Genomic DNA, 19,708 nt, shown 5'->3' on the forward strand with positions numbered 1-19,708 from the left:
GCGCGGCGTGCACGCGCCGGCGGAACCAGCACCGAGCATGGGAACATTCCGCTGTGAGTGCGCTGTTTGATGCCGCCACGCGGACGGCCGAGTCGGTTGTGGGGACCGCCACCGGCACAGCCTTATCCGAAAGCCCAGAACAGGTCACCGCTGATGCCGCTGTCCTTGACATTGTAGGCACTGAGCTGACAGCGGAGGAGACCGCCGCCGTCGTTGCTGTGATCACACAGCTTCGTGCCGCCCAGGCGGCCCGCGCTGATGACGACGCCGGAGCGGCTGGTCCTTCTGATCGGACTCTTCAGCGGCACCGCCGCCTGGCCCAGGATCATCATGGTCTCTGGGGGCGCCCCGGTGGCAGCTCCTGGAGACTGGCCGCGGGAGGTCTGCGATGAGCCGGCAGCGTCATCGTGGTCCGCGGTCCAGCAGCGCGCCGCGGCTGATATTGGCCTCGGCTTCACCCAGTCGCCGTGAGATCCTGACTCAGGCCGGCATCCAGTTTGAGGTGGTGGTTTCCGAGGTTGACGAGCGGATGCTCGTGGAGCAGGCCGAGGAAGTCTCCGGGCCACTGACTCCCGCGGAGGAGGCTCAGCTGCTGGCCCAGGCCAAGGCGGAGGATGTCGCTTCCCGCCCGCAGGCCCGTGGTGCCCTGGTGCTCGGCTGCGATTCGGTCTTCGAGCTGGACGGCACCGCGTATGGGAAGCCCTATGAGGTGGATATCGCTGTGGAGCGCTGGCAGCAGATGCGCGGCAAGGCCGGAGTCCTGCACACCGGGCATTGGCTGGTCGAATCCACTGAACGCCCGGCCCAGAAGCTGGGCCGGTGGATGAGTGGCGGGATGGAGGCGATACTCGGCTCAGTGCCAGACTCCACTCGCGATCTGGAAGCAGCCGCAGAGACCGTCTCCTCCACCGTGCATTTCGGCACTCCCACTGATGAGCAGATCCGCAGTTACTGCGAATCCGGTGAGCCCCTGCACTGCGCGGGAGCTTTCACGCTGGAGGGCGGGGCTGCGGAGTTCATTGAGAGAGTCGACGGCGACCGCGACGCTGTCATCGGGGTCTCCCCCGCTGCCTTGGGTCGGCTCCTGCAGCGGCTGGGCCATGACCTCAGTACCTATCGAGCCGCACCAGAGGGCAGCCAAGCCTAGAACCGCTTTGTTCGGTGGCGCAGTTTGACGGTATCTGCGCCCCGCTTCGCAAAGAAAAACCGTCAGACTGCGCCACCGAACGCGAAGGAGAGAAGAGATGACCGAGTTTTCAAAGGTGCTGATCGCCAACCGCGGTGAGATCGCTGTACGCGTGATCCGCGCCGCCAGGGATGAGGGCCTGCGCACGGTGGCTGTGTACGCCGAACCCGACCGCGACGCCGTCCATGTGGGACTGGCCGATGAGGCCTTCGCCTTGGGTGGGCAGACCGCCGCTGAGAGCTACCTGGTCATCGATAAGCTGCTGGAAGCCGCCGCAGCCACCGGCGCAGACGCTGTGCACCCCGGCTACGGGTTCCTCTCCGAGAATGCGGACTTCGCTCGCGCGGTCATCGACGCTGGCCTGGTGTGGATCGGCCCCAGCCCGGCGGCTATTGAGACCCTCGGAGATAAGGTCTCCGCCCGCCAGCTGGCCGAGAAGGTGGGCGCTCCTCTGGCCCCGGGCACGAAACAGCCAGTCAAGGACGCCAAAGAGGTCCTGAGATTCGCTGAGAAGCAGGGCCTGCCCCTGGCTATCAAGGCGGCCTATGGCGGCGGTGGACGCGGCATCAAAGTAGTGCGTGAGTATGACGAGATCGTGGAGCTCTACGAATCCGCGGTGCGAGAAGCCACTGCCGCCTTCGGCCGCGGAGAGTGCTTCATCGAGAAGTTCCTGGACCGTCCACGCCACGTGGAAACCCAGTGCCTGGCAGATGCACACGGCAACGTCGTCGTGGTCTCCACCCGTGACTGCTCACTGCAGCGGCGTAACCAGAAGCTCGTGGAGGAGGCCCCGGCCCCCTATCTGAGCCGCGCGCAGGTCCGTCAGCTGTACCGGGCGTCGAAGGCCATCCTGAAGGAGGCCGGCTACACCGGCGCGGGCACCTGTGAGTTCCTGATCGGCCAGGACGGCACTATCAGCTTCCTGGAGGTCAACACCCGACTGCAGGTGGAGCATCCGGTCACCGAGGAGGTCACCGGCATCGATCTGGTCCGGGAGCAGTTCCGCATTGCCCGCGGTGAGAAGCTCGGCTATGACGATCCCGAGCTGCGCGGCCACAGTTTCGAGTTCAGGATCAACGGCGAGGACGCCGGCCGGAACTTCATGCCAGCGCCTGGCACCCTTGAGCGTTTTGACCTGCCAACCGGGCCGGGTGTGCGTGTGGATTCCGGTGTGCGTGCCGGGGAGACCATCTCCGGTGCCTTCGATTCAATGGTTGCCAAGCTGATTGTCACCGGCGCCGACCGCCGTGAAGCGCTGCAGCGCGCTAAGCGTGCGCTGGCTGAGATGCGCGTGGAGGGAATGCCCACCGTGCTGCCCTTCCACCAGAAGGTGGTGGAGGATCCTGCCTTCGCCCCGGAGCTCACCAGCACGGGTCCGAAGACCCCTGAGTTCTCCGTGCACACCCGGTGGATCGAAACTGAATTCAGCAACGACATTCCGCCGTATAACGCACTGACGGCCCACCCGGCAGGACCCGAAGCCGCAGCGCGTGAAGAAGTTGTGGTGGAGGTCAACGGCAAACGGCTGACTGTCACCGTTCCCGCTTCGCTGGCAGCCGGCACTCTCGCCAACCCAAGCACAGGTCAGAAGAAGCGCCGCAAGAAGCGCACGACGGCGGCAGCTGCGGCTTCTGGCGATTCCCTGACCTCTCCTATGCAGGGCACCGTGGTGAAGGTTGCAGCCAAGAACGGGCAGACCGTGGCCGAGGGTGACCTGGTGGTGGTGCTGGAGGCAATGAAGATGGAGCAGCCCATCACCGCGCATAAGGCCGGAAAGATCAAGGGCCTGAAGGTAGAGCCCGGCACTGGCGTAAAGGCTGGCCAAGCGCTGGCCACCATTGAAGGCTGAGCTGGGGCTAACCCTGCGCACCGCCGACGTATTTGAGGCCGTCAGCCAGCGCTGGCAGGTAGCCGCGGAGCCGGATCCGCTGGTGCTGGCAGCACTGGCCGCTGCCGTGGTGCTGGTGGCTGCGGTGCCTGCGGTGTGGCGGGTGGCCCGGCAGGCATCCACCATCATCCATGAGATGGGGCATGTCTTTGCCGCTTGGTTGGTGGGCCGACGGGTGTCCGGCATCCGGCTGCACTCTGATACTTCCGGTGTCACTGTCTCGCGCGGCAAAGGCCAGGGGCCCGGACTGCTGCTGACTTTCCTCGCCGGCTATCCGGCACCGGGTCTGCTGGCGGTGCTGCTGGTCTGGCTGGCCTCAGCCGGCCATGCTGGTGCCGCCCTGACGGTCTTCCAAGGGGTGCTTGTGCTGGCGCTGCTGCTCTCCCGCAATCTGGTGGGAATCTTCTCCTGCCTGCTGGCAGTCGCCGCCGCTGGCGCGGTGTGGTGGTGGAACCAGCCCGAGGTCGTCGTCTACACGGTGGTGGGGCTGGGCGCTTTTTATGCTGCGGCAGGCCTGCGCGGCAGTTTGGATGTGGCCCGGGTGCATATGCGTGCATGGGGCGGTGACCCCCGAGCCCGCGCCGCCGTGACCGGCACAGATGCCTCCCAGGCCGCCCGGGCGTGGCGGGGGCTCCCGCTTCCGGCCCCGGCATGGCTGCTGGTCTTCCTGGGGACAAGTGCCGCATGTGCAGCAGCCGTTGCATGGATGATCTGGCCGCAGGATCTGGCGCTGCCGCTCTGACCTCAGGCGACGGAGCCTCGGCCAACTGTCAGTGAGAGAGAATTAATCGCATGCCGAAGATTGTGGACCGTGAGGAACGTCGCCGTGAGATCGTCGACACCTATCTTCAGTTGGTCGGCCGGGACGGCTTTGAGAAGGCGTCCTCCCGGGCTCTGGCGGCAGAGCTCGGCGTGGCCTCCGGCGCCCTGTGGCACTACTTCGATGGCTTCGACGAAGTCCTGCTGCGCGCGTTTCAGCAATCGTTCGCCAACACCAACGCCCGCATCAAGGCCAAGATCGGGGACCGCAGCGGGCTGGCGGCCCTGATCGCCATGCTGGAGGAGCTCTTCCCTCAGTCCAAGACCACCCACGATGAGGCCTATGTGGCGCTGGGGTTCTGGGGGCGTGTTCCAGGGAGGCCGCAGCTGCGTGAATCGCAGCTGAGCATCGAGCGCCAATGGCACCAGACCATCACGGGGATGCTGACGGAGGCTGCGGCCTCCGGCGAGTTGCTGCCGGGCACCCCGGCCGATGACATCGCTGACACACTGCTGGTGCTCACCACCGGCTATCAGGTGGAACATGTTCTCCATACCCCGGTGGCGCAGCCGTCGCGGCAGTGGAGCGTGGTGCGCCATTGCCTACGGGCCTGGATGACCGAGCAGGGCCGCATCGCCACAGGCCTGGACCAGCTGGCGGAACCTGCCTGACAGCACAGATACGGGCTGACGGCACAGTGTGCGGCACGCCTGCACACCGTGCAAACATCTGTGCACCGCCGGCCAAGCCGGGGAAGCTGACCTGAACGACTCTTGAAGAGATACACATCACACATCTCCAAGGAGTCGGACGATGACCACCCAATTTGGGACCACTCAAACCGGGACCACTCAGGCTGCAGACCTGCTGAGCCGGATCCAGCCCGCTGAAGGCGGCCGGGAGATCTTTGATCCTGCCACCGGCGAGCTCGTGGGGATCACCCCGCAGGCCGGACCGGAGGACCTTCACGCCGCCGTCGTCCGGGCCAAGTCCGCTCAGCCGGCATGGGCGGCGCTGAGCTCGCAGGAGCGGAGCCAGGCCCTGCATGCTGCTGCAGATGCGGTGGAGGCCCACGCTGAGGAGTTAGCGCAGTTGCTCTCCCGGGAGCAGGGCAAGCCCCTGAACGGGCCCAACGCAAGGTTCGAGGTGGGAGCGTGTGCTGCGTGGCTGCGGACCACCGCTGACTTCCAGCTGGATCCGGAGGTGCTTGTCGACGACGAGTCCGGCCGCAGCGTGCTCCACTGGCGCCCGCTGGGCGTGGTGGGCGCCATCGGGCCGTGGAACTGGCCCATGATGATCTCGGTGTGGCAGATCGCGCCCTCGCTGCGCATGGGCAACACAGTGGTGATCAAGCCCAGCGGCTACACGCCGCTGAGCGTGCTGGCGCTCACCGAGGTGCTCAACACCGCACTGCCAGCAGATGTTCTCATCGCGGTTCCCGGACGCGGTGATGTGGGCGATCAGCTCAGCCGCCATCCCGACGTCGCCAAGATCATGTTCACCGGCTCCACCGAAACCGGCAAGAAGATCATTAAGGCAGCAGCCGACACCGTGAAGCGCATGACCATGGAGCTCGGCGGCAACGATGCAGGCATTGTGCTGGACGACGCAGACCCGCAGGCCATCGCCGGAGACCTCTTCTGGGGCGCGTTTATCAACACCGGTCAGACCTGCGCGGCGATGAAGCGCCTCTACGTCCCAGAGTCCCTCTACGATGAGGTCTGCGACGCCCTGCTGGAGGTAGCCCGCAGCACACCCATGGGTGTGGGCCTCGATGAGGAGAATCTGCTGGGTCCCCTGCAGAACCGCGCCCAGTGGGAGGTGGTGGACCGCCTGGTCACCGCGGCGAAGGAGTCCGGGGCGCGGGTGCTGATCGGCGGCGACCCAGACCGGCAGGCACCCGGGTTCTTCTACCCCGCCACGCTGGTGGCCGACATCGATCCGCAGAACCCGTTGGTGGTGGAGGAGCAGTTCGGCCCAGTACTGCCGATTGTGAAGTACACCGACCTCGATCAGGCCGTCGAATGGGCAAACTCCCTGAATGAGGCGCTGGGCTCCTCCGTGTGGTCCTCCGATCCGGACCGTGCAGAGGAAGTCGCCTCCCGTCTGGTGGCCGGCACCACCTGGATCAATAAGCACGGTGCAGTGGATCCCCGGATCCCCTTCGGAGGCGCCCGCGAGTCCGGGTTCGGCGTGGAGTTCGGGGTGGAGGGCCTAAAGGAGGTCTGCCAACCGCACGTGATCAGCCGCTGAGCCCAGGGCTGAGTAAGCGGGGCTCGCTACAGGGGTGCGCAGAGTGCCTCGGCGCTCCGCACACCCCTCCGGCACACTCAACTCAGAACACCTATGATGCAGATCACATGGCATGATGCTCACAGTGAGGAGTCGGTGAGGCTCCTTTCGCGGAAAGGACGACATGCCTCGGTTCACACTGCGCCAGCTGGAGGTCTTCGAAGCCGTCGCTCGCTCCGGGACCATCAGCGGTGCCGCCCAGGAGCTGGTCTCGAGCCCGTCTGCGGTGGCGGGAGCGCTGACCGAGCTGGAGCGCGCGGTGGGAGTGCAGCTGACAGTCCGACGCCGCTCCCACGGAGTGACCCTCACAGCGGCCGGACGGCGCTTCGCCAGGAGCGCCTCGGCACTGCTGCACGAGGCCAACGGATTGGAGATGGTGGCATCCTCCGACGGTGATCATGAGCTGACCGGCGAGGTCATCATCGGTTGTTACGTTACCCTGGCGCCCAGCGTGCTGCCCCCTGTGCTGCAAGGCCTGGAGCGTACGCATCCTGGTATCCGCCCCAAGTTCATCGTGGGGGATCAGAACCAGCTGCAGACCGCGGCGCTACGCGGAGAGATCGACGTCGCGTTGCTCTACGACATGGGTCTGCACGAGGAGCTGGACTCCCGGCTGGTCGTCCGGCGCTCGGTATACGCCATGTTCGCCGAGGACGAGGCTCCGCCGACCCGTCAGGGGGACCCCGAAGGCACGGTGAGGCTCAGCGATGTGGCGCAGCGGGACCATATCCTCTTCGACGTCCCGCCCAGCCGTGAGCACACCCTGGAGGTCTTCGCCGCCGCCTCGGTGCGTCCGCGAACCCGATTCAGGACCAACGATGTGGAGCTGACTCGGTCCCTTGTGGCACGCGGGATGGGCTACACCTTGCTGGCGCAGCGGTTCACGCACAATGTCAGCAACGAGGGGCGCCCCCTGCAGACTCGCGAGATCTACCCACCGACGCCGACTATCGCGGTCCACATTGCCTGGCCCCGCGACGTCCGGCCCCGCCCAGCTGCCCAAGCGCTGATCGAGCTGACGCTGGGCGAGCTGCGCGGCTCGCTGGTCTGAGCGCCACCGGCGTGGTGATGGCCGATCTGCGGGGCTCAGGACCAGTCGACGCTCAGGTACTGCACCTCGGTGAACTCTTCGATGCCAAAGCTTCCGCCCTCACGCCCCAGTCCGGCCTGCTTCACTCCCCCGAAGGGAGCGCTGGGGTCGGAGACGATGCCGCGGTTGATGCCCACCATGCCAGCCTCCAGCCGCTCTGCGATGCGCATGGCCCGCTGCAGGTTGCCCGAATAAACGTAGGAGGAGAGTCCGACCTCCGCATCGTTAGCCCAAGCGATCACCTCTTCTGTCTCCGCCCAGGAGACCACCGGAGCCACCGGACCGAAGATCTCCTGCTTGAGGATGTCTGCATCTTCAGCCACGCCGGTCAGCAAAGTGGGAGCCACGAAGGCGCTGCTAAGGCCCTCGGGCACCTGTGCCTGTGCAGCGATTTCAGCTCCCTGCTCCTGTGCCAGCGCGATGAGACCGCGGATGTCCTCGGCGGCACTCTCGTGGATCATCGGCCCGATCTGAGCATCTCCAGCAGGGTCTCCCACGGTGAGCCCGCGGATGCCCCGGGCGAACTTCTCCTGGAACTCGGCGAGCACATCCTGGTGCACGTAGAACCGGTTGGCGGCTGTGCACGCTTGCCCACTGTTGCGGAACTTGGCGATCATCGCCCCCTCCACGGCTGCATCCACGTCCGCGTCTGCGGTGACGATGAAGGGGGCGTTTCCGCCAAGCTCCAGGGAGGCATTGACCACGCGCTTGGCGCATTCGGCCAGCAGTCCTCGCCCCACCCCGGTGGACCCGGTGAAGGAGAGCTTGCGGACCCTGTCATCTGCTAGGACCGCGGGCACCACGGTTCTGGTGCCGGTGGTGGTGACCACCCGGACAGCGTCTTCGGGCACGCCCGCTGCGTAGAGGATCTCGGCGATCGCCAGGGCGGTCAGCGGAGTCTCTCCGGCCGGTTTGAGCACCACGGTGCAGCCTGCGGCCAGAGCCGGTCCGAGCTTCCGGGTGGCCATGGCTGCCGGAAAGTTCCAGGGTGTGATCAGCAGTGCGACGCCGACGGGATGGCGTGTGACCACGTTGCGCACTCCCCCTGCCGGCGCCATGGTGTATTCGCCGCTGAGCCTGACCGCCTCCTCCGCGTACCAGCGGAAGAACTCGGCCGCGTAGCGGACCTCGGCCTCGGCGTCCTTCTGGGATTTGCCGTTCTCCGCCACGATGAGATCGGTCAGGCGCTGTGCGTCATCGATCATTCGCCGGTGCGCGTCCTGCAGGATCTCTGCCCGCTGCCGGGGCGGAACATGGCGCCATCGGCTGAAGGCGCTGTGTGCGCGGCCAACCTCCGCGAGGATCTCGTCCTGGCTGAGGTCCGGCACAGTGTCGATGACGCTTCCGGTGGCGGGGTTGGTGACCTCGAATTGGCGGGCGCTCATGCCGTCGTCCTCTCCATCGGCGGGCTCATCGGTTCAGGGCTTGTCAGCTCAGGATTCGTTTCCGGGTCCGTGCGGACTTGAGCCTCCTGAGGCTCACAAAAGATGCCATCGAAGAACTGCGCCAGAGCCTCTGGGTCGCTCAACGGCAGCACATGTGCCACGTACTGGTCGGGTCGGACGACGACGACGGCGCCCTCGCGGCTGATCTGCCGGGCCTCAAAGATGTCCTGCCCGGGAAGAATGCCGAAGGCCTTCTCCAACTGGGTCAGCCCGAAGGGCCCGACTAGCGGGCGGAAGACCCGGGGCACCTGGGTGATGTCCACCTCGGTGTGAGGCTGCTGATAGATGACTCTGAGGTCGAAGAGCCCGTCCTCATCAGCGTCGCCCGGGGTGAACCGGACCAGCGGAGACCCCGGATTCTGGCGCATCCATTCCGCCCAGCGCTTCAGGGCCGACTCCTCAGCGGCATTGGGAGAATCGGCGAAGACGTAGACTCGCCAGCGCCCGTCGGCCACCGCGAGGTGTCCCAGGTGCAAGGGGTTGCCGTCGCAGACTCGTGCGACGTTGGCAGATTTGAATCTCTTACCCACAGGAAAACCCTCAGCCAGGGTCTGGTGGTCATCCGTTCCGGTGATCATCGACGGCGTGTACTGGGTCATGAAGCCAGCGGGGAACTCGATGGTCTTGACGTAGAACTGCTCCAGGATCGAGGGGTCCTCCATCTCTTCGGGCTTCTTGGCCATGAGGGTGGACCATTCCTTATCGAAGTCGATGAGATTCTGGGCAATGACCTGGCGTTCTGCGGAGTAGGTGCTCAGCAGAGATTCCGGGCTCCGCCCGGTGAGTACCTGGCCGAGCTTCCAGGCCAGATTGAATCCGTCCTGCATAGAAACGTTCATCCCTTGCCCTGCCTTGGCGCTATGCGTATGGCATGCGTCCCCGGCGATGAAGACCCGCGGGGTACGCTCGACGGTTAGTTCATCGGGGACGTCGTCGAATTTGTCGGTGACTCGGTGGCCCACTTCATAAACGCTGTGCCACGCCACGTGCTGCACCGTCAGGGTGTAGGGGTGCAGGATGGCGTTGGCCTTCGCGGTGATCTGCTCCACGGTGGTCTGCCGTACCTTGCTGCTCTCCCCTGGCGCTACCTCACCGAGATCCACGTACATACGGAAAAGATGTCCGCCCTCGCGCGGGATAAGCAGAATATTGCCGCCCGAGCGCGATTGGATGGCACATTTGAGCCGGATATCGGGGAAATCAGTGGTGGCTAGAACATCCATGACGCCCCACGCGTGGTTGGCCTGATCGCCCTCGAGCCGACGTCCGATCGAGGCACGGACACGGCTGCGCGCCCCATCAGCGCCCAGAACGTATTTGGCCCGCACGGTACGTTCCTGACCTTCTCTGGGACCGGCCACATGACGGACCCTCACGTGCACCGGGTACTCACCGTCCTCGGTGATCTGCAGGTCCAGGAATTCCACACCGTAGTCGGGGGCCATTCGGGAGGCGGAGTTGGCCATGAACTCCGCGAAATAGTCCAGCACTCGTGCCTGGTTCACGATCAGATGAGGGAATTCACTGATCCCGTGCGGATCGTCCTCCGGGCGCGCGGTGCGGATGATGTGATCGGGGTTCTGCGGATCCGGTTTCCAGAACGCCATCTCGGTGATGTGATAAGCCTCGTTGCTGATCTCATCGGCGAAACCGAAGGCTTGGAAGGTCTCCACGCTGCGGGCCTGGATGCCATCGGCCTGGCCCACCTGCAGACGGCCGGGACGCCGCTCGATGATGCGGGTGTGCACCTGCGGGAACTGGGAGAGCTGCGCTGCGGCGATCATGCCGGCCGGCCCGGTGCCCACGATCAGCACGTCCATCTCATCGGGCAGTTCCTCAGGACGGTCGAGGCCGATGCCTGTAGGCTCCTGAACGCGCGGGTTTCCGGAGACATAACCATGGTGGTGAAAATGCATGGCTGTACCTTTCTTAGGCGGCGATGAGGCGTCAGCGCCTCATGCGCCGGTCCCAGTGGCAGTGGGGATGAAGTCTGCGGCGAGCTTCTCGGACCCGCGGGCCAGCAGCGCGACGTCGGCGCCCACCAGGATCCAGGAAGCACCGGAGACTGCGTAGTCTCGGGCGGCCTGGGGGTCGAAGGCGTTGACCCCTGCAGGCTTGTTTGCCGCCGCAGCCGCGGCGAAGGCTCGTTTCACAGCGGCGACGACGTCGGGATGGGTCTGCTGTCCGATGAGCCCCATGGAGGCAGCCAAGTCACTGGGACCGACAAAGATGCCGTCGATGCCCTCCACCGCGGCGATGGCCTCGGCGTTCTCCACCCCCTCTGGTGTTTCCACCTGCACGAAGACCGAGACGTGGTCCGCGCCGTCGGGAAGGTAGCCGGGCACCCGGTTCCAGCGGGCGGAGCGGGCCAAGGCGCTTCCCACGCCGCGGCGCCCGGCGGGCGGGTACTGGGCCATAGCTGCGATATCGCGTGCCTGCTCTGCGGTGGAGACCATGGGCACCAGGATGTTCTGCGCTCCCAAGTCCAGCACCTGCTTGATGACCACAGTGTCACCGATGGGCACGCGCACCACCGGGGTGGATGGGTAGCCGGAGACGGCGTGGAGCTGAGCGAGCACTGATTCCAGCCCGTTGGGGGCGTGCTCCATGTCGATCAGCAGCCAGTCCAGACCGGCACCGGCCATGATTTCTGCAGCCACCGGGGAACCGGAACAGATCCACCCGCCGAAGAGCGTGCGGTCGGCCTGGGCCAGCTGGTGGCGGAAGGGCGGGTTCAGTTGAAGCGGCATGTCACAGTTCCCATCTCTGAGTAGTCGCAGAGCACGGTGTCTCCGGGGTGCACCCACATGGGGCGGGTGAAGGAACCGGCGAGGATGAGCTCACCGGCATCCAGGCCGTCGTCGTGAGCGCTGAGCTTATTGGCCAGCCACGCCACCCCCATGGCCGGGTGATTCAGCACTGCTGCTGCCACCCCGGATTCTTCGATGGCCTCATTGCGGTAGAGCAGCGCGGAGATCCAGCGCAGGTCCACATCCTGTGGCCGGACCGGGTTGCCTCCGTAGACCATGGCGCCCATCGCGGCGTTGTCGCTGATGGTGTCCACAATGGTGCGTCCGCTCATCTCAATGCGGCTGGAGAGGATCTCCAGTGCGGGGATGACATAGTCGGTGGCGTCTAGGACGTCGAAGACGGTGACGTGGGGACCTTGAAGCGGTTTGCCCAGCTTGAAGGCCAGCTCCACCTCGATGCGTACATTGGAGAATCGGCTGTGCTCGATCACAGCGCCGTTCTCGTAGACCATGTCGTGGAAAATGGCGCCGTAATCTGGCTCACTGATGCCGGTTGCTGCCTGCATCACTTTGGAGGTCAAGCCGATCTTGCGCCCCACTGGGCGGCGCCCGGCGGCGATGCCGCGGCGTCGCCATTCGTTCTGCACCCGGTAAGAGTCCTCCACCGTCATCTGCGGGTAGCGCGCCGTCAGCAGCGGGACAGTCGCCCGTTCCTGTTCTGCACGGGCGAGCTCATCGGCGATCTGGGTGATCTGTTCGTCAGTCAGCATGGTGTCCTCCGCCTTTAGAGCTGGTTGCCGAGCTTGTACTCGCCCTGTTTCCATTCCGGCATGGAGTCGTCGTCGCCCTTGCGGGTGTAGGAGAAGCCGTCAGCGCCGATGGTGACCTCCATCTCGTCAGCGTCGGTGCGCTCAGTAGTGGGCACGGGGCGTCCTTCCAGGTCCAACACGGTGGAGGCCTCGGTATACCAGGAGGGAACCACCGGGTTTCCCCACCAGTCGCGACGCTGGTTGTCGTGCACATCCCAGGTGACTACCGGGTTGTCCGGGTCTCCGGTGTAGTAGTCCTGGGTGTAGATCTCTATGCGATGACCATCCGGGTCGCGCAGGTAGAGGTAGAAGGCGTTGGAGACTCCGTGGCGGCCGGGACCGCGCTCAATGTGGTCAGAGAGCCGCAGTGCTCCGAGTTTGTCGCAGATGGCCAGAATGTTGTGCTTCTCGTGGGTGGCGAAGGCTACGTGATGCATCCGAGGACCTGCGCCGCCGGTCATGGCGGTGTCGTGGACGGTGGGCTTGCGGCGCATCCACGCCGCGTAGGTGGTGCCTTCGTCATCGCGGATGTCCTCGGTGACCCTGAAGCCGAGGTCTTCCATGAACTTCACGGCTTTGGGGACATCCGGGGTCACCTGGTTGAAGTGGTCCAGGCGCACCAGGGAACCGGGAGTGTAGAGGTCATAGCGCCAGGCCAGTCGCTCAACATGTTCCACCTCGTAGAAGAACTCATAGGGGAACCCGAGTGGGTCCTGGACTCGGACGGAGTCACCGATGCCTTTGACGAAACCCTCCTTCTTCCGGATCACCGGGCAGCCGAGTTCTCGGTAGAAGCTCTCTGCCTTGTCCAGCTCCTCCGGGGAGCGCACCCGGTAGGAGAAGGCGGCGACGGCGGCCTGCTCCCCTCTGCGCAGCACCAGGTTGTGATGGATGAACTCCTCCATGGAGCGCAGGTAGATGGCGTCCTCATCCTCTGCGGTGACCACCAGGTTCAGCACGTCCACGTAGAAGTCGCGTGAGCGCACCAGGTCAGTGACCACCAGTTCCATATAGGCGCAGCGCAGAATATCCGGCGGCGCCGCGGCTGGGGTGGGGATCGTGCCTGAGGCGTTCTGGGTCTGTGTCATGTCAAGCGTCCTTGCTCAAGATGTGTGCGGTGATGTTCGGTCGGCTGCGTGCTGATCAGTCGGCCTTGCCGAAGACAGGGTTATGGACTTCCCCGAGGTTGATGTGCACTGCTTGCTGGTCGGTGTAGAAGTCAATGGAGCGGTAGCCGCCCTCATGTCCCAGGCCTGAGGCCTTGACCCCGCCGAAGGGGGTCCGAAGGTCACGGACATTGTTGGAGTTCAACCAGACCATGCCGGCCTCCACCGCCTGGGCGAAGTTGTGCGAGCGCTTCAGGTCATTGGTCCAGATATAGGCGGCGAGTCCGTATTTGGTGTCGTTGGCAAGTTGCAGCGCTTCCTCTTCGGTGTCGAAGGGGGTGATCGCGACGACGGGGCCGAAGATCTCCTCTTGGAAGATACGCGCGGTGTGCGGGACATCGGCGAAGACTGTGGGTTGGATGAAGTTTCCTGCTTCGAAGCCCTCTGGGCGTCCGCCGCCTGCCACCAGCCGGCCCTCCGTCTTGCCCAGCTCCACGTAGCTCATGACCTTCTCGAAGTGCTCGGGGTGCACTAGAGCGCCAACCTCTGTCTCGGGCTGGTGCGGGTAGCCGATCCTCACGCGCTCTGCCTGGGCGGCGTAGCGTTCGACGAACTCGTCATAGATGCTGCGTTCCACCAGGATCCGCGAGCCTGCGGTGCAGCGTTCACCGTTGAGGGAGAAGACCCCGAAGATGGTGGCGTTGATGGCTGCTTCGAGATCGGCATCGGCGAAGACGATGGCGGGGGACTTTCCGCCGAGCTCCATGGAGAGCCCCTTCAGATGCGGTGCGGCGTTGGCGAAGATGAGCTGGCCGGTGCTCGATTCTCCGGTGAAGGAGATCAGCGGTACCTCAGGGTGCTTCACCAGAGCATCGCCTGCCTGCTCGCCTATGCCGTTGACCAGGTTGAATACGCCTCGAGGCAGTCCTGCCTCTTCGAAGATGCCGGCCCACAACCCTGCCGACAGCGGCGTGAACTCAGCTGGTTTGAGGACGACGGAGTTGCCTGTGGCAAGCGCCGGGGCGAGCTTCCAGCTCTCCAGCATGAAGGGAGTGTTCCAGGGGGTGATCAGCCCGGCCACACCGATGGGCTTGCGGTTGACGTAGTTGATCTGCCGCCCCGGGACTTTATAGGTGTCATCGGCTTGGGCCACAATCAGGTCGGCGAAGAATCGGAAGTTCTCCGCGGCCCGGCGGCCCTGTCCTAACGCCTGGGTGATGGGCAGGCCGGTGTCGAAGGACTCCAGCTCAGCCAGGCGGGCACCCCGCTCTTCGACGAGGTCGGCGATCTTATGCAGCACCCGGGACCGTTCCCGCGGAAGCATCGAGGACCATGGGCCTTCGTGGAAGGCGCGCTTGGCTGCCGCCACAGCGCGGTCGACGTCCTCTTTCTTCCCTGCCGAGGCCTGGATGTAGGTCTCGTTGGTGACCGGGTTGATGACGTCGAAGGTCTCTCCGTCTGCGGAGTCGACGAACTCTGCGTCGATGTAGTGCTGGATGGGTGCCGGGAGCCCCGCGGGTGCTGGTGCCGCAGCGTCACGGATCTCGGCAGAGGGTGTCTGGTCTGCTGACTGTGTCATCACGGCAGCCTCTCTTGCTTGGTGTCGAAAATGTCAGGTGGTCGAGGAGGGCGGATCGGCGCGAACTGAGGTGCCGGCCTCATAGCGCGCCCGCCATTCGCTGTTCATCGGAAAGAGCCCCTCCACGGGGTGTCCTTCACGGATCTGCTGGGCCACCCAGGCATCCTCCGCTTCTTTTGCCAGGGCAGCATCGGCAACCTCCTCGGCGATGCCAGGAGGAATGATGACGACGCCGTCGTCGTCGCCAACGATGATGTCTCCGGGCTGCACGGTCGCGCCCCCGCAGGAGATGGTCAGGTCGGTGTCCCACGGCACGTGGAGGCGTCCGAGCACCGCCGGATGGGGCCCCTGGCTGAAGACGGGGAGGTCGATCTCGGCGACGGTCGAGTAGTCGCGGACGCCGCCGTCGGTGATCACGCCTGCACAGCCGCGGGCTGCGGCACGCAGCGCCAAGATGTCGCCGAGGGTGCCGGAGCCGCGCTCACCGCGTGCCTCGATGACGATCACCTCGCCCTCGGCCACAGTGTCGAAAGCACGTTTCTGGGCGTTGAACCCACCGCCGTGGGAAGCGAAGAGGTCCTCGCGGTATGGGACGAACCTGAGTGTCTTGGCGGTTCCGACGAGCTTGGTGCCGGACCTGGTGGCCCGCACGCCATCGATGGAGACGCTGTTGAGGCCGCGCCTGCGCAGCTCCTGGGAGAGTCCCGCGACGGGAACTTCCTGCAGCTTCTTTCTCAGCTGTGGGGTGAGGGTCTGCTTCTGCTCGGGCAGCCCGGCAGCGCTGCGGGAGCCCCATGCTTCCTCCCGCTGCTTATCATCCGCTGAGGGAATTGCGCCGAGACTCTCATCGAAGGTGTCCTCGCCCTCCTGCACGCGGGAGATCAGCCGTCCGCTGGTCAGCCCGCTCTCCGAGATGTCGACCTCCACCTCCACGACGTCTCCCGGCTCTGCCACCGACGCCCCGGCGGGGGTGCCAGTGAGGATGATGTCGCCCTCCTCCAGAGTCAGATGCTGGGAGATGTCGGCGATGATCTGTGTGAGTGGGAAGATGAGGCTGCCGGTGGTGTCTTCCTGCACCAGCTGGCCGTTCTTCCATGTCCGCAGGCGCAGACCCGAGGGATCCGCCTGGCGTGCGTCGATCAGTCCCGGCCCCACCGGGGTGTAGCCATCGCGACCCTTATTTCGCACGTTGGAGCCTTTATCTGCAGTGCGCAGGTCGTAGAGGCCCCAGTCGTTGGCGGCGGTCACCCAGCGCACGTGAGCCCACGCTTCCTCGACATGGATACGGCGGGCAGGCGTGCCGATGATCAGCGCTATTTCGCCTTCGAAGGCGAGGAGCTCCGTCCCCGCGGGTCGCTCGACTGCCTCACCGGAGACCGCGAGCGAGCTTGTCGGCTTGAAAAAGTAGGACGGAACCGAGGGCCGGCGTCCGCGTTCCGCAGCACGGGACTCGTAGCTGATGTGCACGGCGAGGATCTTGCCGGGTCGCATGGTCTGCTGCTCCCCATTGTCCGGACGGGGTGTGCTGGTCTCGTGCGATGCGGACAAGATGCCTCCTGACGATGTAACCGCGGACTGAATCCCAGGATGATCCAGATCACATCCTCCGGTAAAGCGCTTTTTATCGACCAATTTCCCCGATTTTTCCGAGGATAGAGAGAGGGCCCATTGGGTCGCTCAACCCAGCACCAAAACCTTTACACCCCCTGTGTCCCATGTCACACTTTCGGCACGGCGCATTTCTTGAGCGTGTGCTCAATTTTGATCGCCCTCACTCGCAGGAGGAATCATGAACAAGCCCCATCAGGACAGCGCTGTCCTGTCCCGCACCACCACCGCGGTGGGACTCCTGGCGTGGCGGACCACCATCTCGGAAACCGTCGTGCCTCTGGAGATCCGCGAGGAGGGCGGAAAGCCTTTCAAAGGCCGCCTTCGCCGCGCAGCTGTGGATCGGGTGGGCCTCTTCGACATGAGGACCACCCCCCACAGTGTCCACCGCTGGCCACATCTGATCAGCGATGCACAGCCCCGCTTCTATAAGATGAGCCTGCTTCTCTCAGGTCGCGCTGTTCTCGAGCAGGACGGCCGCACTGCGATCCTGGAGCCGGGCGACCTCGCCGTCTATGACACGCACCGCCCCTACACGCTGACCTTCCCCGACGTCAGCCGCGCGATGGTGATGATCTTCCCCCAGGAGATGGTGGAGCTCACCGCGCAGGAGATGAGCTCGGTAACAGCCGTGCGCTTCTGCGGGCGCGAAGGGTTCGCCCGCATGATCAGCCCGTTCCTCTCCGAACTCAGCCGCAACCTGGATCAGCTCTGCGGAGAGTATGCCTCCAGGCTGGTGCACTCCGCACTGGACCTGATGGTCACCATGCTGGCCCAGGAGCTGCGCCGCCAGGACGAGGCACAGAGTGGTTCGGGACGAAGCCTTGCTCGCAGCATTCGGCAGTACATTCTGAACAGGCTCGGAGATGACTCGCTGACCCCCTCGTCGATTGCCGAGGCGCATTTCATCTCGTTGCGCTATCTGTACACGCTCTTCTCCGACGACGGGCAAACCGTCTCAGCGTGGATCCGAGCCCAGCGTCTGGCGCACATTCGAAGGGATTTGGCGGACCCTTTGTATGCCGACAAACCCGTCTCATGGATCGCCGGACGTTGGGGTCTCCACGACGCCGCACACTTCTCCAGACTGTTCAAGGCTGAGCATGGTGAGTCTCCCACGGCCTATCGTCGCCGCCATCTGGAGGGTGCACGAATGTTGGCCTCGACCTACTGAGAGCCGAAGACCACCACTGGGACGTCCCGTCAGGCGCAGCTGCAGCTGCCCGGTTCCTCCGCAGATGTCTTCGCACCGCAGTGGCCGGGGCTCTTCTCCGGCGGCACATCGAGCGTGGGGTTGCGGTCGAAGAACCCGCTGGGAGTGAGCGTGAACCCGGCGTAGTCAACCGGCATGATCGGCCAGTCCTCAGTGCGCGGGAAGTGGGTCAGCCCGAAGGTGTGCCAGAGCACGATGTCCTCACCCTCCAGAGGCCGGTCCTGGCGCACGTACTCCGACAGTCCCCCGAATCCGGGGTTGAGATTGACCAGCCGCCCCGCGGGGTAGAGCTCGTCGCGCTCGTACTGAGTTACCCACAGGTGGTGGCCGGCGAAGGCCGCGCGCCTGCGTATGGGCGAGTCCTCCGCTGAGAGCAGCGTGGGGCTGTCCTCAGGGTGCAGCACATAGGAGACCGGCTGACCCAAGTAGTTGGTGGACTCGGTGCTGCTGATGCGCCAGACTCGCCCGGCGGTTCCGTGGGCGTCACGCACCGCCTGCTGCTCACTGCGCAGCCGGGTGATGTCACGTGTGAAGACGTTGCCCCAAGGGTTGTTCTCACCGGTGGGGACACGCACGGCGTCGATCTCGTCCACGGCATTTGCCGTGCCGTCCACCGTCATGTCCAGCCGCGCGCAGAACAGGTGTTGGTGCACCGGAGCCCCGAGCCCGGGCGCCACCTCTGTGGAGTAGGGGTAGTCGCCGCCGGGATGGGCGTTAGTGAAGACGATGCCGGTGGCCTTGGACTCCAGCTCGATCTTGCCGTCGAGGTAGAGGTACCAGTAGAACCCGTAGTCGTAGTTGCCGACTGTCACGAAGAAGGAGATCACCAGGCGCCGCTGCCGGCGGACTTCACTGGTGCCGGAGAAGTCATCGGTGTGCTTCCACAGGATGCCGTAGTCCTCCTCGTGGATGCAGATCGCGTTGGGCAGGGTCTTGGGCCTGCCGAAGTCGTCGGCGACGACGGCGTCGACGTAGGTGATCTCTCCCTTGCAGTCGCATCCCAACTCCAGGGCGTTGGCGAGCCTTCCGAACTGGAACTCGCCGACATCGAAGTAGTTCTGCCACGCGTTGGTCGGAGAGGGGTCTCCGTAGTTGACCACCATCTCGGCTATGGATCCGCGGTACATGATGGGGCGCTGCCTGCCGCCGTCGGCGAAGCTGAGCTGGTGAAGGGTGAGCCCCTCCCTGCCATTGAATCCCAGCCGCACGCTCCACTTCTCCCAGGAGAGCACCCCGTCCTGCAGGGTGAAGCTCACGCCTTCGGGTTGGGTGATCGAGATGGGCTTCTGCGTGGTGCGGTACTCGCCGCGCACTGCAGGGTCGAGGTAGTCGCCTGACTGCTCCGGCACGTGGGTGACATCTGTCTCCACGACTCGCAGCACCGATCCTCCGGTGAGGTCCACGTGGGCCACCACTCCGCCGATGGGGTGCGCCCAGACGGAGTCTTTGGGGTGGTCCTGACGGAACGCCAGCGCGCGGACCACCCTTCGGCCCACCTCGTCCTCGTATCCGAAGACACCGGCGGAGAGCCCGATGACCACCACCTTGTCCAGATCCGTGACGCCCCGTCGCCGCACCGCCTCGACCCACCGCGGGTCCGCTTTGACGATCGGATCGGCGGCCACCAGGTCTTCGTCGAAACTCGGCGCGGAGCCCTCTTCGACGGCGTCGACCTCCCGGCGCTCCACGATCTTCTCCGCGGTGAGATCGATGACCAGGTCATAGAGTCGCAGGTCGTTGAGATCGGTCAGTACCAGGCTGATTTCTCTCGGTAGCCTCTGCTGGGGCGTCCAGCCGATCACCTGGCTCTTATGGGGCTCCCTCAGTGCCACGTAGGAGAAGCGGGTGCCCTCACGCAAGAGCCCTTCGGCGTCCACGACGGCGCGGAGGCCGTCGATCTCCTCCGGCGTCAGCGGAGCCAGCGGATGCCGGTGCTCAGCGGTGTTCTCAGTCACAGGTGGTTCTCCTCGATGCTCAGCGCT

The 19,708-nt window shown here is 65.0% G+C and carries 16 protein-coding genes; 8 read left to right on the plus strand and 8 right to left on the minus strand.

The features are described 5' to 3' along the window. The first annotated feature begins 53 nt into the window (after positions 1–53). From ABEA23_RS01200 to ABEA23_RS01230, 7 genes are all read left to right on the plus strand, one after another. Positions 54–392, plus strand: a complete 339-nt coding sequence (locus ABEA23_RS01200; RefSeq protein WP_345476300.1) for a hypothetical protein — start codon at positions 54–56, stop codon at positions 390–392. Then, complete coding sequence (locus tag ABEA23_RS01205) at positions 389–1,147, plus strand: Maf family protein (RefSeq protein ID WP_345476301.1); 759 nt, start codon at positions 389–391, stop codon at positions 1,145–1,147. The genes ABEA23_RS01200 and ABEA23_RS01205 overlap by 4 nt, the downstream gene beginning before the upstream one ends. A gap of 97 nt (positions 1,148–1,244) precedes the next feature. Continuing rightward, positions 1,245–3,035 (plus strand): acetyl/propionyl/methylcrotonyl-CoA carboxylase subunit alpha, encoded by a 1,791-nt coding sequence (locus ABEA23_RS01210; RefSeq protein ID WP_345476302.1) that lies wholly within the window; start codon positions 1,245–1,247, stop codon positions 3,033–3,035. After that, positions 3,025–3,816, plus strand: a complete 792-nt coding sequence (locus tag ABEA23_RS01215) for a M50 family metallopeptidase (protein ID WP_345476303.1) — start codon at positions 3,025–3,027, stop codon at positions 3,814–3,816. The genes ABEA23_RS01210 and ABEA23_RS01215 overlap by 11 nt, the downstream gene beginning before the upstream one ends. Positions 3,817–3,866: 50 nt before the next feature. Then, complete coding sequence (locus ABEA23_RS01220) at positions 3,867–4,505, plus strand: TetR/AcrR family transcriptional regulator (protein WP_345476304.1); 639 nt, start codon at positions 3,867–3,869, stop codon at positions 4,503–4,505. A 142-nt stretch (positions 4,506–4,647) separates the two neighbouring features. Next, entirely contained in the window at positions 4,648–6,087 is a 1,440-nt protein-coding gene (locus ABEA23_RS01225) for an aldehyde dehydrogenase family protein (protein ID WP_345476305.1), read from the plus strand. A gap of 163 nt (positions 6,088–6,250) precedes the next feature. Next, positions 6,251–7,177 (plus strand): LysR substrate-binding domain-containing protein, encoded by a 927-nt coding sequence (locus tag ABEA23_RS01230; protein WP_345476306.1) that lies wholly within the window; start codon positions 6,251–6,253, stop codon positions 7,175–7,177. A 35-nt stretch (positions 7,178–7,212) separates the two neighbouring features. On the opposite strand, the gene ABEA23_RS01235 is transcribed toward ABEA23_RS01230, so the two are convergent. The 7 genes from ABEA23_RS01235 to ABEA23_RS01265 are packed head-to-tail and all read right to left on the minus strand — an operon-like array spanning position 7,213 to position 16,453. Next, complete coding sequence (locus ABEA23_RS01235) at positions 7,213–8,601, minus strand: NAD-dependent succinate-semialdehyde dehydrogenase (protein ID WP_345476307.1); 1,389 nt, start codon at positions 8,599–8,601, stop codon at positions 7,213–7,215. Further along, positions 8,598–10,577, minus strand: a complete 1,980-nt coding sequence (locus tag ABEA23_RS01240) for an FAD-binding monooxygenase (RefSeq protein WP_345476308.1) — start codon at positions 10,575–10,577, stop codon at positions 8,598–8,600. Before ABEA23_RS01240 ends, ABEA23_RS01235 begins: the two co-directional genes overlap by 4 nt. A gap of 39 nt (positions 10,578–10,616) precedes the next feature. Next, entirely contained in the window at positions 10,617–11,411 is a 795-nt protein-coding gene (locus tag ABEA23_RS01245) for an HpcH/HpaI aldolase family protein (protein WP_345476309.1), read from the minus strand. After that, a complete protein-coding gene (gene hpaH, locus ABEA23_RS01250; protein WP_345476310.1) occupies positions 11,396–12,181 on the minus strand; it encodes a 2-oxo-hept-4-ene-1,7-dioate hydratase in 786 nt (261 codons plus the stop codon). Before hpaH ends, ABEA23_RS01245 begins: the two co-directional genes overlap by 16 nt. 14 nt (positions 12,182–12,195) lie before the next feature. Then, a complete protein-coding gene (gene hpaD / locus ABEA23_RS01255; protein WP_345476311.1) occupies positions 12,196–13,308 on the minus strand; it encodes a 3,4-dihydroxyphenylacetate 2,3-dioxygenase in 1,113 nt (370 codons plus the stop codon). A gap of 55 nt (positions 13,309–13,363) precedes the next feature. Further along, complete coding sequence (gene hpaE, locus ABEA23_RS01260; protein ID WP_345476312.1) at positions 13,364–14,905, minus strand: 5-carboxymethyl-2-hydroxymuconate semialdehyde dehydrogenase; 1,542 nt, start codon at positions 14,903–14,905, stop codon at positions 13,364–13,366. Positions 14,906–14,938: 33 nt separating this feature from the next. Next, positions 14,939–16,453: a fumarylacetoacetate hydrolase family protein gene (locus ABEA23_RS01265; protein WP_345476313.1), complete on the minus strand. Its 1,515-nt coding sequence runs from the start codon at positions 16,451–16,453 to the stop codon at positions 14,939–14,941. A gap of 241 nt (positions 16,454–16,694) precedes the next feature. Here ABEA23_RS01265 and ABEA23_RS01270 point away from each other — a divergent pair, with 241 nt between their 5' ends. After that, positions 16,695–17,687, plus strand: a complete 993-nt coding sequence (locus tag ABEA23_RS01270) for an AraC-like ligand-binding domain-containing protein (protein ID WP_345476314.1) — start codon at positions 16,695–16,697, stop codon at positions 17,685–17,687. A gap of 29 nt (positions 17,688–17,716) precedes the next feature. Here the strand turns inward: ABEA23_RS01270 and ABEA23_RS01275 are convergent, their stop codons facing one another. Further along, on the minus strand, positions 17,717–19,681 hold the full coding sequence (locus ABEA23_RS01275; protein WP_345476315.1) for a primary-amine oxidase: 1,965 nt from the start codon (positions 19,679–19,681) through the stop codon (positions 17,717–17,719). Positions 19,682–19,708 lie beyond the last annotated feature (27 nt).

Origin of the sequence: Nesterenkonia rhizosphaerae (assembly GCF_039544555.1) — a bacterium.
GTDB classification, from domain to species: domain Bacteria; phylum Actinomycetota; class Actinomycetes; order Actinomycetales; family Micrococcaceae; genus Nesterenkonia; species Nesterenkonia rhizosphaerae.